Source organism: Wolbachia endosymbiont (group A) of Anoplius nigerrimus (genome assembly GCF_947251795.1).
In the GTDB taxonomy this organism is placed as follows: Bacteria; Pseudomonadota; Alphaproteobacteria; order Rickettsiales; family Anaplasmataceae; genus Wolbachia.
In genome coordinates, this window is the sequence record NZ_OX366385.1 from 1,013,292 (window position 1) to 1,027,953 (window position 14,662).

Below are 14,662 nucleotides of genomic sequence, written 5' to 3' on the forward strand. Positions count from 1 at the left end.
TTTATTTATCTTCTCTGTACAGATTAAATGACAAAAAAACTCACGTATCTGGCGTCTCATGTTTAATTTTTTGCACTATGTGCACCTTATGTCTTTATAAAACTTCTACCTACATAAGCTGAAACGCGCTTATAAAGCGTTTAAAACATAAAAAAACGCCAACTTAAAAAATGGATAGTGAATAACTAGGCTCTGTGGACAAAAAATATGAAAAGAGAGAAAAAGATGGTAGTTTAGCCTAATAGGTAAAAAATGGAGAAACTACCATATGCAATATTACATCAAAGAGGAAAATTGGAAACAAATTTTAGAGTTCATAAAAAGCGTAAAAGGAATGCACAGCAAAGATGAAAAACGTTTAAGAATATTCATAGAGGCAGTGTGGTACATAGTGCGAAGTGGTTGCCAATGGAGACTTTTACCAAAAACTTATGGTAATTACAGGAGTATACATAAGCGATTTAAAAGATGGTGTGAAAGAGATGTCTGGAAAAAATTGCTTGAATATACTAAACAAGAGCCTGATTTAGAAGTTGCTATAATCGACGGTACGATCATCCGAGCCCATCCATGTTCATCTGGATATACAAAAAACTCCAAGGATCAAGAAGCTTTAGGGAGGAGCAAAGGTGGCTTTACAACTAAAATACATGCGCTTGTCGATGCACTTGGAAATCCACTTAAATTTACTCTGACTCCTGGTCAAAGAAATGAAATTACGCAGGCACAAGTGTTGACCGAAAGTATCTATAACTCTACTGTAGTAGCTGACAAGGGCTACGATAGCAATGCCTTTGTTACAAGTCTTGAAGACAAGGGATGTACAGTAGTTATTCCGCCAAAACGGAATCGAAAAGTGCAAAGGTATTACGATGAGCATATCTACAAAGAACGTCATTTGATTGAGTGTTTTTTTGGTAAAATTAAAAATTTTAGAGCATGTCTTCAAACTGAGTAGAAAGAAGTTAAGAAGTATGGTATAAGGTACATTTTAAGATGTACCCAAGCGATATAAGTGACAAAGAATGGAAGACAATAGAGCCATATTTTGAACCTAAAAAGACCGGCAGACCAAGAAAACATAGTATTAGAACAATTATTAATGCAATCCGCTATATGATGAGAACAGGATGTCAATGGAGACAACTGCCTAAAGATTTTCCACCATGGAAAACCGTATATAGTTGTAATTCGCGCTTGAAAAAAAGTGGAATATGGCAAGAAATTCATGATTTTCTAGTTAAAAAAGTAAGAGAGATGATTGGTAAAAATAAGACTCCATCAGTAGGTATAATTGATAGCCAGTCAGTGAAAACTACTCAAAAAGGGGATCCAGAGGATATGATGCTGGCAAAAAAATAAAGGGCAGAAAACGCCATATTATTGTAGATACTGTGGGTCTTGTAATTGCTGCTGAAGTACAGAGTGCAAGTATTCAAGATCGTGATAGTGCTCTAAATCTTTTTGCCCAAGCTAAATGCAAAGTTCCAACTTTACGTAAGTTTTTTGCTGATCAAGGGTACATAGGTAAATTACAAAACAGATGCTTATTGGAAACGGGATGTTTATTAACGATTGCCAAGAAAATAGTTGATACAGGATTTCAAGTTATTCCCAAACGTTGGATTGTTGAAAGAACTTTTGCCTGGCTTTCCAATTTTAGGCGCATGAGTAAAGATTACGAGCATTCTCCTCTCACCTCAAAAAACTATATCTTCTTTAATATGATCACTATTATGCTTCACAAATTAGCTCATTCTTCAGTTTGAAGACATGCTCTTAGGCGCATTTTTTCCAGATTTGATAAAACTGCTGAGGTTTTTATGGGTTTTCTCAATTTTGTTGGAGCTCTTGTATGGCTTCTCTAAAATTTTGTCCACAGAGCCTAGCAGATATTCAAAAAAAGCATCCAAATGCAGATCCCTAAAATTCACGCTGAATTAAAAGTTTTAGGCAAAAATTAAAACAGTACAAAGTGTTATGCAAGAAAATGGCATTAAAGCTAAACTTAGACGAAGGTTCAAAAATAAAAAACAGCAAATAAGCAACCGAGTTGTGGCTCCGAACACATTGGATCAAAAATTCACCACTGATCAGCCAAATAAAGTTTGGGTAACCTATATTACTTATATAAAAACTAATACCAATTCTCATTACTAGCGAATCAAATAAGCGGCATTGCAGAGTTTTTTAATTGTAGAGTGAGAAAGAGAGGTAATAAATTTGCACAAAGCGCTCTCAAGCAAAGCAATTGTGTCGTAGATTTTGTTACGCAAAATGTTCTGTTTTATATATAACCAAAACCTCTCAACAGGATTGATGTCAGGTGAGTATGGTGGTAGGCTCTGTGGACAAAATTTTAGAGAAGCCATACAAGAGCTCCAACAAAATTGAGAAAACCCATAAAAACCTCAGCAGTTTTATCAAATCTGGAAAAAATGCGCCTAAAATTTTTAATTTTACCAAAAAAACACTCAATCAAATGACGTTCTTTGTAGATATGCTCATCGTAATACCTTTGCACTTTTCGATTCCGTTTTGGCGGAATAACTACTGTACATCCCTTGTCTTCAAGACTTGTAACAAAGGCATTGCTATCGTAGCCCTTGTCAGCTACTACAGTAGAGTTATAGATACTTTCGGTCAACACTTGTGCCTGCGTAATTTCATTTCTTTGACCAGGAGTCAGAGTAAATTTAAGTGGATTTCCAAGTGCATCGACAAGCGCATGTATTTTAGTTGTAAAGCCACCTTTGCTCCTCCCTAAAGCTTCTTGATCCTTGGAGTTTTTTGTATATCCAGATGAACATGGATGGGCTCGGATGATCGTACCGTCGATTATAGCAACTTCTAAATCAGGCTCTTGTTTAGTATATTCAAGCAATTTTTTCCAGACATCTCTTTCACACCATCTTTTAAATCGCTTATGTATACTCCTGTAATTACCATAAGTTTTTGGTAAAAGTCTCCATTGGCAACCACTTCGCACTATGTACCACACTGCCTCTATGAATATTCTTAAACGTTTTTCATCTTTGCTGTGCATTCCTTTTACGCTTTTTATGAACTCTAAAATTTGTTTCCAATTTTCCTCTTTGATGTAATATTGCATATGGTAGTTTCTCCATTTTTTACCTATTAGGCTAAACTACCATCTTTTTCTCTCTTTTCATATTTTTTGTCCACAGAGCCTAGGTAGCTTATTGCCATAGCTTCTGTAAAATGACTTCTAAACAAACTATTTCTTAAGTAATTTACACTTCAGAGTTTATCTGCTTTAAAGTTTACTCTATTCTGTTTTAGCACTTGTCATAAATCCTTAATTATTTCTGACTTTTTAGTTCAGTTTTTAACCATTCTTTCCTTAACTTAATGGCAGTGATGGTAGGAGCTTTACGAATTATGTAACAAGTTTGGTATAAAGACAAAAATTCTTCCGAAAAACAACGCAACAGAGCACCAAAAATTGGATTACATGGATGATAGAAATGCTGCTGTTAGACTAATAAAGTCATATGATTGCATAAAAAAGTGGAAAGAAGAAGTAAATTATGGAAAGAGAGCTCACATTGAAGGATTTTTCTCAAGATCAAAGCAAATATTCGGATTTAGTTTTAGGAATAAATCTGAGATAAATCGAGAAAAAGAACTAAATGCTATTTGCTCAATAAATTCACTGATATTGGTATGGCTAAATTTGAGATAGTTGCATGAATTTACCATAAATCACCATCTCATAAAGTGCGATGCAACAAGGCCACTCTTTATTGATGGCCGTTAATAAGCGCAAACCCGATAAAAATCTGCTGTTACATAGCAATCAAGGGTCACAGTATACCTCTCAAAATTACCAATTTCTATTGAATACAAAAAACATCATTTCCAGCATGAGCCATAAGGGATGTTGTTACGATAACTCTGTTGCAGAAAAGTTCACTCAAAAGGGAGCTGCTTATTCTCGCTCAACAAACCAGAACTGCCATATTTGAATACATAGAAATCTTTTATAACAAACAACGTAGGCATTCTACTATTAATTATTGCATTCCTGCACAATTTGATGCATCATTCTCATGACAAAAACGTCTTAACTTTCTCTCTACTTTTTCTGGGTAAGGTCAGATAAAGTAGAACCACCAAGTGAAAAATATATGCTAATTAGTACAACATCAGAGCTGGAAGATACGTGTGAAGAATTAATAGCAAAAAAGCCGAAATTTATAGCAGTTGACACGGAGTTCATTAGAAATAATTTAACTTACTACCCAAAATTATCGTTAATTCAAATTTCTTACGGAGAGAAGAGTTTTATTGTAGACGCATTAGTGCCAGAAATTGATTTATCATTCATTAAGAAAATAATGCTAAATCAGGGGATAACCAAAGTGTTTCATAGCTGCCGGCAGGATATAGAATCCTTACTCACTGTGTTTAAATGTATTCCCACTCCCATTTTTGATACCCAAGTTGCCGCTATGTTTTGTCATTATTATCATGACTTTATTGGTTACTCAAAAGTAGTAGAGCAATATCAAGGAGTAGTGCTGGATAAAATTAAAGCTAAAAATTCAGATTGGTTAAGGCGTCCGTTGTCCGAGGATCAGTTAGACTATGCAATAAACGACGTGGTACACCTATATGACTTATACCAAATATTGTGCAATAAACTTGAAGAAAATAATAGGATGGGTTGGTTTCAAGAAGAGATGGAATCAATAGTTAATATAAATAAGTATTTACATAGTCCAAAAGATGCATGGAAGAGAATTAAATTTAATTATGAAGCAAATCCAAGATTGGTATTAACTGTTAAAGCAGTTAGTGAATGGCAAGAGACCTTAGCACAGCGCTATAATATGAATCGTAATAAAGTAATTAATAATGCTGTAATAGCTGGTTTTATTGAAAAAAATGTAGAGCATGTTGATGAGATTTTAGATGATCTCAAGAGGAATGCAAAAAATATAAAAGATGCAGATTTACTAGAGTTTGTGAATATTTTTAATGAAAATGAAAAAAATTGGATGCAGCAAAACAGCATCTTACCGAATAATTATGACAAATCTGTATTCGATATACTCTCAATTATTTTAGATAGTAAATGTAAAGAAAGTAATATATCAAGGAAATTAGTTTCTTCAAAAGATGAGTTAACCGGGTCAATATCTGGGCAGATAGATAAACTATTCAAGGGGTGGAGGTACGATTTTTTTGGCAGGTCAGTTGAATCATTTTTGAACACAAGCTCAAAATTTGAGATTTCAGCAGTGAAATCCGCAAATAATATAACCAAAATTCAGAGTAATTTAGTGGAGAATAACTGTTGCTAAAGTAACTTAGATTTATCGACAATCGTCATCCCGCTACGTGTTAGTGGCTAAGAGATACCGCGGCGGTATGACGGTTAAGTAGGGTGTCATCCCAGTGCCTTGACTACTTCGATCCAGGAAAATTGATTGTAAACGAGCAAACATTTTCGATAAAATTACCAAAAAGCTAGATCCCAGACTGGGATGACACCACCTACAAATTGCAATGTTCGTATAGTTATGTGCTTGACACTGGGATCTAGAAAATCTAGTTAATATATATAGAGAAACCTTAGCTATAGTTTCAAAAGAAGTCGAATGTATTTTGTTATATGATTATAAGTCTAACAGGCGGAATTGGGGTAGGAAAGAGCTTTGTAGCTAATTGCTTTCAAGAGTTTGGTGCTGTTGTATTTGATGCTGATTCTGTTGTACACCAACTTTATAAAGTGGATAAAAGCATAATAAGTTATGCAGAGAAAAATTTTCCTGGAGTGGTAGTAAATGGTGAAATAGATAGAACAGTACTGTCTAAATATTTCTTAGCCTACGATGAAAATTGGAAACAATTTCAATCTTTGGTTCACTCTGCTGTGCTGCGTGAATTAGAATTTTTTATTGCCAAGAAAAAAAAGATCGATAGAAAACTTTTAGTTTTAGATGTGCCACTTCTATTAGAAACAAAATTTTATTTATATTGCGACCTTATTGTTTTTGTTCATGCAGATAGCGTTGTGCAAGCTCAAAGACTTAACGAACGCAACATAGATAAAGAAAAGCTTAATCTAATCTCCGATGTTCAGTTATCTATTGAGGAGAAAAGGAAGATGAGTGACTTTATTATCGATACCAGTGTAAGCAAAGAGTATGTTTTTTCTCAAGTAAAAGATATAGTGGATTCATTAAACCTAAACACGTAGCTCTACGTCATACCGCCGCGGTATCTCTAGATCCCGCTAACAAGCAGCGGGATGACGGTTGTCAGGATCCCAGCAGCCTCCCTCCCCTGTCATCCAAGTAGCCCCCTATGGTGTCATCCCAGTGCCCAGACACTGGGATCCAGGAAAATTGATTGTGCACTATAGCAACATTTTTGATCAAAAACTGGATTCCAGTGTCAAGCACTGGAATGACACCCTTCCGATGGGAACTGCTCTCAAACTACAACAGCATGAGTAGCTATAGAAGCTTTAATGATACAAGAAAAAATAAACAGCTATCATTTTTTTAGTAATTAAGTAAAATAGAGTGAAAGATTGCGAGGAAGTTTTGAAAAATAAGATAAAAAAGATAGTAATTTCAGGAAAGGAAGTGTGGCCAATCATCGAGGGTGGCAAAGGTATCGCAATCAGTGATGGAAGGTCAAGTGGGGCATTTGCTGCAGCAGATGCTGTGGGTACGTTTTCTGGTGCAAATGCTAAGCTTATTGATGATAATGGTGAGTTAGTGCCACTGATTTACAAAGGCAAAACAAGAAATGAAAAACACAGTGAATTGATTGAGTATAGTATTAAAGCAGGAATCAGTCAGGCAAAAATAGCGAATGAAATATCAAAAGGTCATGGGAGAATACATATGAATGTGCTTTGGGAGATGGGAGCAGCAGAACACGTGCTTCATGGCATATTAGAAAAAGCAAAAGGCTTAGTTCATGGTATTACCTGCGGTGCTGGTATGCCTTATAGGCTTGGGGAAATTGCAGCTAAATATCAGGTTTATTATTACCCTATTGTCTCATCGATGCGCGCTTTTAAAGCATTATGGAAGCGTACTTACCAAAGAATATCTTCCTATTTGCTTGGTGGAGTAGTGTATGAAGATCCATGGCTTGCTGGAGGGCACAATGGACTCAGTAACAGTGAAAACCCAAAGCTACCACAGGCTCCATTTGAAAGAGTTGCAGAGCTTAGATCTTTCATGAACGAGATCGGTCTTTCAGAAACACCGATTGTTATGGCAGGAGGAGTGTGGCATTTGAAAGATTGGGAACATTGGCTTAACAATTCACAAATCGGCCCTATAGCTTTTCAGTTTGGCACTCGTCCACTTTTGACGAAAGAAAGCCCAATTTCTGCAGAGTGGAAAAAGAAGCTACTCACTTTAGAAGAAGGTGATGTATTTTTAAATAAATTTAGTCCAACAGGGTTTTATTCATCTGCGGTGAGAAATAATTTTATACGTGAGTTACAGGAACGAAAATTACATCAAGTAAATTTTTCAGAAAATGCCAGCGAGGAATTCAATAGTGAATTTGCAATGGGTAGCAGAGGTAGGAAGATCTATCTTACTTCAAAAGACAAAGAGCTGGCAAATACATGGACTAAAGCAGGGTATACAGAAGCAATGAAAACTCCAGATACAACTGTTATTTTTGTGACGCCAGGCAAATTTGCAGAGATAAGACAAGATCAAATCAATTGTATGGGATGCTTAAGTCATTGTTTGTTTAGCAATTGGAAGGATCACGGCGACCATTCAACGGGACGAAAGCCAGATCCACGAAGTTTTTGTATACAAAAAACACTGCAAAACATTATACATGACGGCGATATTGAAAATGAACTCATGTTTTCTGGGCACAATGTGTACAAATTTAAGCAAGATCCGTTTTATGAGAATGGCTACGTACCGACAGTAAAAGAGCTGGTGGAAAGGATATTAACCGGATATTAAGTTATGGTTGATTTGACAAGAAGACGTTGCTTTGTTATAATAAGTATTTATTAATTTAATCTTAACTTAAGAGGGTATTTATGGTAGCAAGTGATAGTGTTTTAAAAAGGTATGCGTTAGCCTATATAAAAAAATCAGGTGGTAACAGTAATGTTAAAGGGTTTTTGGAATTTTGTAATACGCAAAACACCACAGATTGGAGTGAGGAGAATTTTAAAAATGCGTATGAAGAATTTACACGTCTAAACTCAACTAATAGACACAATACAGAAAGCAGAAATAATCAATATAACGCAGGGAATAACAGGCAACCTACAGGCCCTAAGGTTACACACGTACATGTACACAATGATAGAGGTTTAGATTTTTGGGATTATTTACTACTTAGCAACCTATTTGGTGGTCGTACTACAGTTATAAATAACCCTGGTTTCGTTAGTGGTAGCCATCAAAGCAGAGAAGATAAGAAAAAAGACTCAGAAGACAGTAGAAAGCTATTAGCTTTAGGTATGGTAGCTGCAGTTGTGTGTGTTGCTTTCCATGCTGGTATGTGTTTTTTGTATAACAGCAGCAGAAAAGCGGCTAGAAAAGAAGAAAAAATAGATTATCTTGATAATAAACTTAAGATGCTTAGGAATATAGAATTTGCGGTTGGCGCTGTTTCTTTAGCGGCTTTGGTAGCTTGTGCTGTTTATCCAGTGTTACCAGTGTGGGGTTTAGTTATCCTTGGTGTTAATTCTCTTGTATGTTTTGCCGGTGGTTTAGCTTTTCATATGAAGCATGAGAAAGAATCAGACAATATTGAGAAGGCTGAAGAAGCAGTGAGGAATTATGGATCACCTCCTCCTTACTCTCCTCCTTATAGTGAATTTAATAATTCTGATGTGGGAGGGGTGTTTAATAATTGTAAGGCTGCTAAACCCACAAATGTACGAACATTGTGATTTGGGCCCATCAAGAGGGTGTCATTCCAGTCTGGAATCTAGTTTTCCATATAATCTCATCGAAAATGTTGTAACCACTTTCTATGCTAGTTTGCTTGTGAGCAACCTGGATCCCAGTGTCTGGGCACTGGGATGACAGGGGAAGGTATTAGGATGACACCGTCATAAAGTAAAATGAGATCCCAGATACTGTCTCTGTTGTCAAACAAATTATCCAACAAAATTACAATTAAATGGTTGATTATTTTTAAGAATACCAAAAAAGACATGCATTAATTTTCGCATTAACGCAAGAACTATGACTTTTGGACATTTGCCTTTACTTGCTAGGCTCTGTGGACAAAATTTTAGAGAAGCCATACAAGAGCTCCAACAAAATTGAGAAAACCCATAAAAACCTCAGCAGTTTTATCAAATCTGGAAAAAATGCGCCTAAAATTTTTAATTTTACCAAAAAAACACTCAATCAAATGACGTTCTTTGTAGATATGCTCATCGTAATACCTTTGCACTTTTCGATTCCGTTTTGGCGGAATAACTACTGTACATCCCTTGTCTTCAAGACTTGTAACAAAGGCATTGCTATCGTAGCCCTTGTCAGCTACTACAGTAGAGTTATAGATACTTTCGGTCAACACTTGTGCCTGCGTAATTTCATTTCTTTGACCAGGAGTCAGAGTAAATTTAAGTGGATTTCCAAGTGCATCGACAAGCGCATGTATTTTAGTTGTAAAGCCACCTTTGCTCCTCCCTAAAGCTTCTTGATCCTTGGAGTTTTTTGTATATCCAGATGAACATGGATGGGCTCGGATGATCGTACCGTCGATTATAGCAACTTCTAAATCAGGCTCTTGTTTAGTATATTCAAGCAATTTTTTCCAGACATCTCTTTCACACCATCTTTTAAATCGCTTATGTATACTCCTGTAATTACCATAAGTTTTTGGTAAAAGTCTCCATTGGCAACCACTTCGCACTATGTACCACACTGCCTCTATGAATATTCTTAAACGTTTTTCATCTTTGCTGTGCATTCCTTTTACGCTTTTTATGAACTCTAAAATTTGTTTCCAATTTTCCTCTTTGATGTAATATTGCATATGGTAGTTTCTCCATTTTTTACCTATTAGGCTAAACTACCATCTTTTTCTCTCTTTTCATATTTTTTGTCCACAGAGCCTAAAATTTGTTTCCAATTTTCCTCTTTGATGTAATATTGCATATGGTAGTTTCTCCATTTTTTACCTATTAGGCTAAACTACCATCTTTTTCTCTCTTTTCATATTTTTTGTCCACAGAGCCTAGCAGTGCAACTAAACAAATACAAAAATCAAAACGTCGCGGTTTTTGGTCTTGGTAAAACTGGTTTATCCGCCATTAACGCTCTAACAAAGAGTGGTGCAAGAATATATGCATGGGATGATCATGAAGAGCAAATAGCAAATGCAAAAATGATGTATAAAAAATGTAATTTTATTCATCCCAAGGAATACAATTGGCATGAGATCAGTGCATTGGTTTTAAGCCCTGGAGTGCCAACAGAGCCACATTGGATAGTAAAACTTGCAAGGAGATTTGATTGCAAAATAAAATCAGACATTGAGCTATTTCTTGAAGCTAAAACTACGAACCAGAAGGTAATAGGCGTCACAGGAACAAATGGTAAATCAACCACTACATCACTAATAGGGCACATATTAAAATCTGCAGGGAAAAAAGTAGCTATTGGTGGAAATTTAGGCGTTCCTGTTTTGGATCTAGAAAGAGATGCAGAAATTTATGTAATTGAATTTTCCTCTTTTCAATTGGAGTTGATGAATGAAATTAACGTGGACATTTCAGCACTGCTCAATATTACACCAGATCACATAGATAGGCATGGAAGTATGGAGAACTACATAGCAACTAAATTAAAACTGATAAACGGTAGTGAGGTTGCCGTAATAGGATGTGACAATGAGATTACTGCTGACATATTCAACAAATTCACTGGAAACAAAATTCCAATCTCAGTAACATATTCCCCGATGTCATTCCAGCCACCCTCTTTGTCATCCCAGTGCTTGACTACTCGGATCCAGAAGATCTCGTTAAAACTAGAGAGTCATAGCTTATCAGTAAGCGACGTGAAAATAAACCTAATATCCAATGCAGAAAACATAGCAGCCGCATATGCCGTATGTAAGCTACTTGGAGTAGATAGCAACACTATTATCAATGGAATCAAGTCCTTTTCAGGACTGAGGCATAGGAATGAACTGCTTGGCAAAATAAGAAATGTGTTTTTCGTGAACGATAGCAAAGCAACTAATGCAAAGTCGAGCGAAAAGGCGATCTTATCTTATGAAAACATAAATTGGATCGTTGGTGGAAGAAGCAAAAAAGGTGGAATAGAATCATTAAGCAAGCATTTTACAAAGGTTAGAAAAGCTTTTCTTATTGGGGAATCAACCGAAGCCTTTGCAAACACTATGGAGAATAAAGTAGATTTCGTGAAATGTTGCAATTTGAAAAACGCACTTAAACTAGCTTTTGAAGAGGCCTTAAATAGTGCAGAAGAAGTAACAATATTACTTTCTCCCGCGTGTGCTTCTTTTGATCAATGGAAAAATTTCGAGGAACGTGGTGAAGCATTTTGTAGAATGTTTGAAAATCTCAGGTACAATCACACATGCTGTTTAGTATAATGTTGCGTGGAACAAAAGTTAATAATAGATAAGCTAATTAGGGTTATTCCATTTGAAGGGATAAGCGATGAAACCCTATTAAAGGTGTGTACAGACCTTAATTTAGCTAGTAGCTTTTGCAAATTTCAGAATGGAATATATAGCGCTTTGGAGCGCATAGAAGAGGACTTAAATAGCTCAATGGAAGCTGAACTAAGAAATTCCAATTTAGAAGATATGAAAGTGCGAGAGCGAGTAAAGTTAGCCATTCAAATACGCCTTTCAAATTACGCTAAGCTACCAAATTATAGAGAACTTTTAAAAAATGTTTTATTATTCTCTGTATCACCAAAAAATACATATTTTTCTAGTAAACTTTTATACAGAACTGTTAGTGCGATTTGGTATGGCATTTATGACCAATCAACAGATTTTAACTACTATACAAAAAGAGCAATATTAGCTGGAGTGTACTTAAGTACGATACTTTTTTTTATCAATGATTATTCAGAAGATTTTGTGGATACTTTATCGTTTCTTGATAACCGTATCAACAATGTCATGACATTTCAAAAATTCAAAACTCGCTTAAAAGGAATCATAGGAAATTTCTTATAAGCTATTGATTGTTGGTAGAAAAGTACTTGAGCACGATCCTGAAAAGGTTTGTGAAAATAAAAATATTCATGCTGATTATAAAGAACATTTAGTTTATCGTGAGGATAATAATGGTACAACAAAATACACCAGTTACGAAGAAAAAGAAAATAAATTTATTGAAGAAGCACATGAATATTTAATAGACTCTGAATTTAATAAAAATTTTGATCTAGGCTCTGTGGACAAAATTTTAGAGAAGCCATACAAGAGCTCCAACAAAATTGAGAAAACCCATAAAAACCTCAGCAGTTTTATCAAATCTGGAAAAAATGCGCCTAAAATTTTTAATTTTACCAAAAAAACACTCAATCAAATGACGTTCTTTGTAGATATGCTCATCGTAATACCTTTGCACTTTTCGATTCCGTTTTGGCGGAATAACTACTGTACATCCCTTGTCTTCAAGACTTGTAACAAAGGCATTGCTATCGTAGCCCTTGTCAGCTACTACAGTAGAGTTATAGATACTTTCGGTCAACACTTGTGCCTGCGTAATTTCATTTCTTTGACCAGGAGTCAGAGTAAATTTAAGTGGATTTCCAAGTGCATCGACAAGCGCATGTATTTTAGTTGTAAAGCCACCTTTGCTCCTCCCTAAAGCTTCTTGATCCTTGGAGTTTTTTGTATATCCAGATGAACATGGATGGGCTCGGATGATCGTACCGTCGATTATAGCAACTTCTAAATCAGGCTCTTGTTTAGTATATTCAAGCAATTTTTTCCAGACATCTCTTTCACACCATCTTTTAAATCGCTTATGTATACTCCTGTAATTACCATAAGTTTTTGGTAAAAGTCTCCATTGGCAACCACTTCGCACTATGTACCACACTGCCTCTATGAATATTCTTAAACGTTTTTCATCTTTGCTGTGCATTCCTTTTACGCTTTTTATGAACTCTAAAATTTGTTTCCAATTTTCCTCTTTGATGTAATATTGCATATGGTAGTTTCTCCATTTTTTACCTATTAGGCTAAACTACCATCTTTTTCTCTCTTTTCATATTTTTTGTCCACAGAGCCTAGGGCAGTACAGAATAAGTAATTTCTCCGGAAACTTGACGAAAATAGAACTGGAACTCATCAATGAAAAGTATATGCAAGTTCAAGTTAATAGAGAAAGAAAAATTATTCTCGCTATACCGTAGGTGCGTTCCAAGATTATACTAAAGTTTTTATTGCACTCAAAACCTTCGTTTTTCCTAATCTCTAGAATTATCAATGCATCATCACTTAACCAGCCTGAGTGAGCTAATCCATTCAACGTTGATTCAACTAAATTACTATTATAAGGTGGGTCTATAAAAACTATGTCACATTTTGAAATAGGTTGTGGTAAGCAGTTAGCACTGCAGCAAATTAGCGTAACATTGTCCGTAATTCCAAAATCTTCTGCTGTTTTTTTAGGCAGTTGCAAATTGTAATAATCTGAATCCACCATGAATGCATGTTTAGCGCCGCGAGAAAGCGCTTCAAATGAAAAAGAGCCACTTCCGCAAAATAAATCAAGTACATTCAAGTTATAAATAGGTTTCCTTGAGGAAAGCATATTAAATATTGCTTCTCGGACAATACTCATAGTTGGCCGTGCAGCTAAATGCTTACCTGTAGTTATTTTTCTTCCGCGATATTTGCCTGCAATGATGCGTAGCATATTAAATAAGCTCCAAAATAATTAATTATTTATACTATATGATTAATGTCAATATGGCTTTAGCAGTTTAATAGAGAGAAGCTATCGAGTCGCTTGTAAGAAAAACACAAACACAAGACTCATCAGTTATCTTTTTCTGATTTGCCTGCTGCATTAATTGCTTGACCAATCTCATCTTGTAAATCATCATGATCATTTTTTTCATCATGATTTAGCCCTTCAATTCTGCTTTCTAACTCTAACTTAATTATAGTATTGATTCTATCTATATCATCGAGGAAATCTTTACATTCTTCTTCACTATACTCTTTACCAGATGCCTTTTTTTCGATAAATAGACTTTTAAATTCTGCGAGATCAGAATTCTGATCGGTATTTAGTACAACATTTCTCTCTATAAAGCTAAGGTCTGATAGCAATAAACTAACCTCTAATAGCTCTTCACTTTTAATGTTTGCAAGATTATCAAGATTGTCTAAAATATTAGACATCTTAAGCCTTTCTTGTGCAATCTCTTTGTCTTCCTTATCAAATTCAGACAATAAACCATGATTATCTACAAATTTCTCACTCAAAGCTTTATTCAATTTAGCAAAATTGACATCCTTGTCAAGTGATGTGTTATCCCGCAACAAGTCTACCCTTGCCCTACGCGCATTTAAAATGTCATCATAGTCATTTAACTTTATATTGCCATTATCGTCTTGCTGCAATTTATAATAATCAAGGCCTTTGAAATTTTTATTAGTCTTCATC

General features: G+C 35.3%; 14 protein-coding genes and 6 pseudogenes. 13 read left to right on the forward strand and 7 right to left on the reverse strand.

What is annotated here, in order from left to right; all coding sequences use genetic code 11:
• Window positions 1-268 precede the first annotated feature (268 nt).
• The 4 genes and pseudogenes from OPR26_RS05390 to OPR26_RS07550 all read left to right on the forward strand — a co-directional run.
• A complete protein-coding gene (locus OPR26_RS05390; protein ID WP_265015698.1) occupies window positions 269-958 on the forward strand; it encodes an IS5 family transposase in 690 nt (229 codons plus the stop codon).
• 38 nt (window positions 959-996) lie between these two features.
• Window positions 997-1,362 (forward strand): transposase, encoded by a 366-nt coding sequence (locus OPR26_RS05395; RefSeq protein WP_264731180.1) that lies wholly within the window; start codon window positions 997-999, stop codon window positions 1,360-1,362.
• 20 nt (window positions 1,363-1,382) lie between these two features.
• Window positions 1,383-1,769, forward strand: a complete 387-nt coding sequence (locus tag OPR26_RS05400; RefSeq protein ID WP_265016251.1) for a transposase — start codon at window positions 1,383-1,385, stop codon at window positions 1,767-1,769.
• A 153-nt stretch (window positions 1,770-1,922) separates the two neighbouring features.
• A pseudogene (locus tag OPR26_RS07550) lies at window positions 1,923-2,142 on the forward strand (IS3 family transposase); the annotation flags it as partial.
• Between the two features lie 14 nt (window positions 2,143-2,156).
• Here OPR26_RS07550 and OPR26_RS05405 read toward each other — a convergent pair.
• Window positions 2,157-2,342, reverse strand: a pseudogene (locus OPR26_RS05405) (transposase); the annotation flags it as partial.
• A 17-nt stretch (window positions 2,343-2,359) separates the two neighbouring features.
• Window positions 2,360-3,112, reverse strand: a complete 753-nt coding sequence (locus OPR26_RS05410) for an IS5 family transposase (protein WP_264702259.1) — start codon at window positions 3,110-3,112, stop codon at window positions 2,360-2,362.
• A 276-nt stretch (window positions 3,113-3,388) separates the two neighbouring features.
• On the opposite strand from OPR26_RS05410, the pseudogene OPR26_RS05415 reads away from it, so the two are divergent.
• From OPR26_RS05415 to OPR26_RS05435, 6 genes and pseudogenes are all read left to right on the forward strand, one after another.
• A pseudogene (locus tag OPR26_RS05415) lies at window positions 3,389-3,714 on the forward strand (IS5 family transposase); the annotation flags it as partial.
• A gap of 47 nt (window positions 3,715-3,761) precedes the next feature.
• A pseudogene (locus OPR26_RS07555) lies at window positions 3,762-4,077 on the forward strand (IS3 family transposase); the annotation flags it as partial.
• A gap of 74 nt (window positions 4,078-4,151) precedes the next feature.
• Complete coding sequence (locus OPR26_RS05420; protein WP_265015700.1) at window positions 4,152-5,330, forward strand: ribonuclease D; 1,179 nt, start codon at window positions 4,152-4,154, stop codon at window positions 5,328-5,330.
• Window positions 5,331-5,641: 311 nt separating this feature from the next.
• Window positions 5,642-6,229, forward strand: coding sequence for a dephospho-CoA kinase (gene coaE, locus OPR26_RS05425; protein WP_265015701.1), 588 nt, complete (start codon window positions 5,642-5,644; stop codon window positions 6,227-6,229).
• Between the two features lie 349 nt (window positions 6,230-6,578).
• Window positions 6,579-7,982: an NAD(P)H-dependent flavin oxidoreductase gene (locus OPR26_RS05430; RefSeq protein WP_265016295.1), complete on the forward strand. Its 1,404-nt coding sequence runs from the start codon at window positions 6,579-6,581 to the stop codon at window positions 7,980-7,982.
• Between the two features lie 80 nt (window positions 7,983-8,062).
• Window positions 8,063-8,926: a hypothetical protein gene (locus OPR26_RS05435; protein WP_265015702.1), complete on the forward strand. Its 864-nt coding sequence runs from the start codon at window positions 8,063-8,065 to the stop codon at window positions 8,924-8,926.
• Between the two features lie 210 nt (window positions 8,927-9,136).
• Here the strand turns inward: OPR26_RS05435 and OPR26_RS05440 are convergent.
• Window positions 9,137-9,274: pseudogene (locus OPR26_RS05440) on the reverse strand (IS110 family transposase); the annotation flags it as partial.
• Window positions 9,274-10,026, reverse strand: a complete 753-nt coding sequence (locus OPR26_RS05445) for an IS5 family transposase (RefSeq protein ID WP_264702259.1) — start codon at window positions 10,024-10,026, stop codon at window positions 9,274-9,276. The pseudogene OPR26_RS05440 and the gene OPR26_RS05445, both read right to left, overlap by 1 nt.
• Before the next feature lie 207 nt (window positions 10,027-10,233).
• On the opposite strand from OPR26_RS05445, the gene murD reads away from it, so the two are divergent.
• The 3 genes and pseudogenes from murD to OPR26_RS07560 all read left to right on the forward strand — a co-directional run.
• Window positions 10,234-11,613 carry a UDP-N-acetylmuramoyl-L-alanine--D-glutamate ligase gene (gene murD, locus OPR26_RS05450; RefSeq protein WP_265015704.1) on the forward strand — a complete coding sequence of 460 codons (1,380 nt, stop codon included), beginning with the start codon at window positions 10,234-10,236 and terminating at the stop codon, window positions 11,611-11,613.
• Window positions 11,614-11,619: 6 nt separating this feature from the next.
• Entirely contained in the window at window positions 11,620-12,210 is a 591-nt protein-coding gene (locus tag OPR26_RS05455) for a COQ9 family protein (RefSeq protein ID WP_265015705.1), read from the forward strand.
• Between the two features lie 22 nt (window positions 12,211-12,232).
• Window positions 12,233-12,439: pseudogene (locus OPR26_RS07560) on the forward strand (hypothetical protein); the annotation flags it as partial.
• A 3-nt stretch (window positions 12,440-12,442) separates the two neighbouring features.
• Here OPR26_RS07560 and OPR26_RS05460 read toward each other — a convergent pair.
• The 3 genes from OPR26_RS05460 to OPR26_RS05470 form a co-directional block, all read right to left on the reverse strand.
• On the reverse strand, window positions 12,443-13,195 hold the full coding sequence (locus OPR26_RS05460; protein ID WP_264702259.1) for an IS5 family transposase: 753 nt from the start codon (window positions 13,193-13,195) through the stop codon (window positions 12,443-12,445).
• Between the two features lie 162 nt (window positions 13,196-13,357).
• Window positions 13,358-13,906 carry a 16S rRNA (guanine(966)-N(2))-methyltransferase RsmD gene (gene rsmD, locus OPR26_RS05465; RefSeq protein WP_265015706.1) on the reverse strand — a complete coding sequence of 183 codons (549 nt, stop codon included), beginning with the start codon at window positions 13,904-13,906 and terminating at the stop codon, window positions 13,358-13,360.
• Window positions 13,907-14,028: 122 nt separating this feature from the next.
• Window positions 14,029-14,661 (reverse strand): WD_0853 family protein, encoded by a 633-nt coding sequence (locus tag OPR26_RS05470; protein WP_253302092.1) that lies wholly within the window; start codon window positions 14,659-14,661, stop codon window positions 14,029-14,031.
• Window position 14,662 lies beyond the last annotated feature (1 nt).

What these genes read in the sequence shown, in the direction of transcription:
- OPR26_RS05390 (WP_265015698.1), top strand. Translation starts at nt 269, where the DNA reads ATGCAATATTACATCAAAGAGGAAAATTGGAAACAAATTTTAGAGTTC.
- OPR26_RS05395 (WP_264731180.1), top strand. Translation starts at nt 997, where the DNA reads ATGTACCCAAGCGATATAAGTGACAAAGAATGGAAGACAATAGAGCCA.
- OPR26_RS05410 (WP_264702259.1), bottom strand. Translation starts at nt 3,112, where the DNA reads ATGCAATATTACATCAAAGAGGAAAATTGGAAACAAATTTTAGAGTTC.
- OPR26_RS05420 (WP_265015700.1), top strand. Translation starts at nt 4,152, where the DNA reads ATGCTAATTAGTACAACATCAGAGCTGGAAGATACGTGTGAAGAATTA.
- coaE (WP_265015701.1), top strand. Translation starts at nt 5,642, where the DNA reads ATGATTATAAGTCTAACAGGCGGAATTGGGGTAGGAAAGAGCTTTGTA.
- OPR26_RS05435 (WP_265015702.1), top strand. Translation starts at nt 8,063, where the DNA reads ATGGTAGCAAGTGATAGTGTTTTAAAAAGGTATGCGTTAGCCTATATA.
- OPR26_RS05445 (WP_264702259.1), bottom strand. Translation starts at nt 10,026, where the DNA reads ATGCAATATTACATCAAAGAGGAAAATTGGAAACAAATTTTAGAGTTC.
- OPR26_RS05460 (WP_264702259.1), bottom strand. Translation starts at nt 13,195, where the DNA reads ATGCAATATTACATCAAAGAGGAAAATTGGAAACAAATTTTAGAGTTC.
- rsmD (WP_265015706.1), bottom strand. Translation starts at nt 13,906, where the DNA reads ATGCTACGCATCATTGCAGGCAAATATCGCGGAAGAAAAATAACTACA.
- OPR26_RS05470 (WP_253302092.1), bottom strand. Translation starts at nt 14,661, where the DNA reads ATGAAGACTAATAAAAATTTCAAAGGCCTTGATTATTATAAATTGCAG.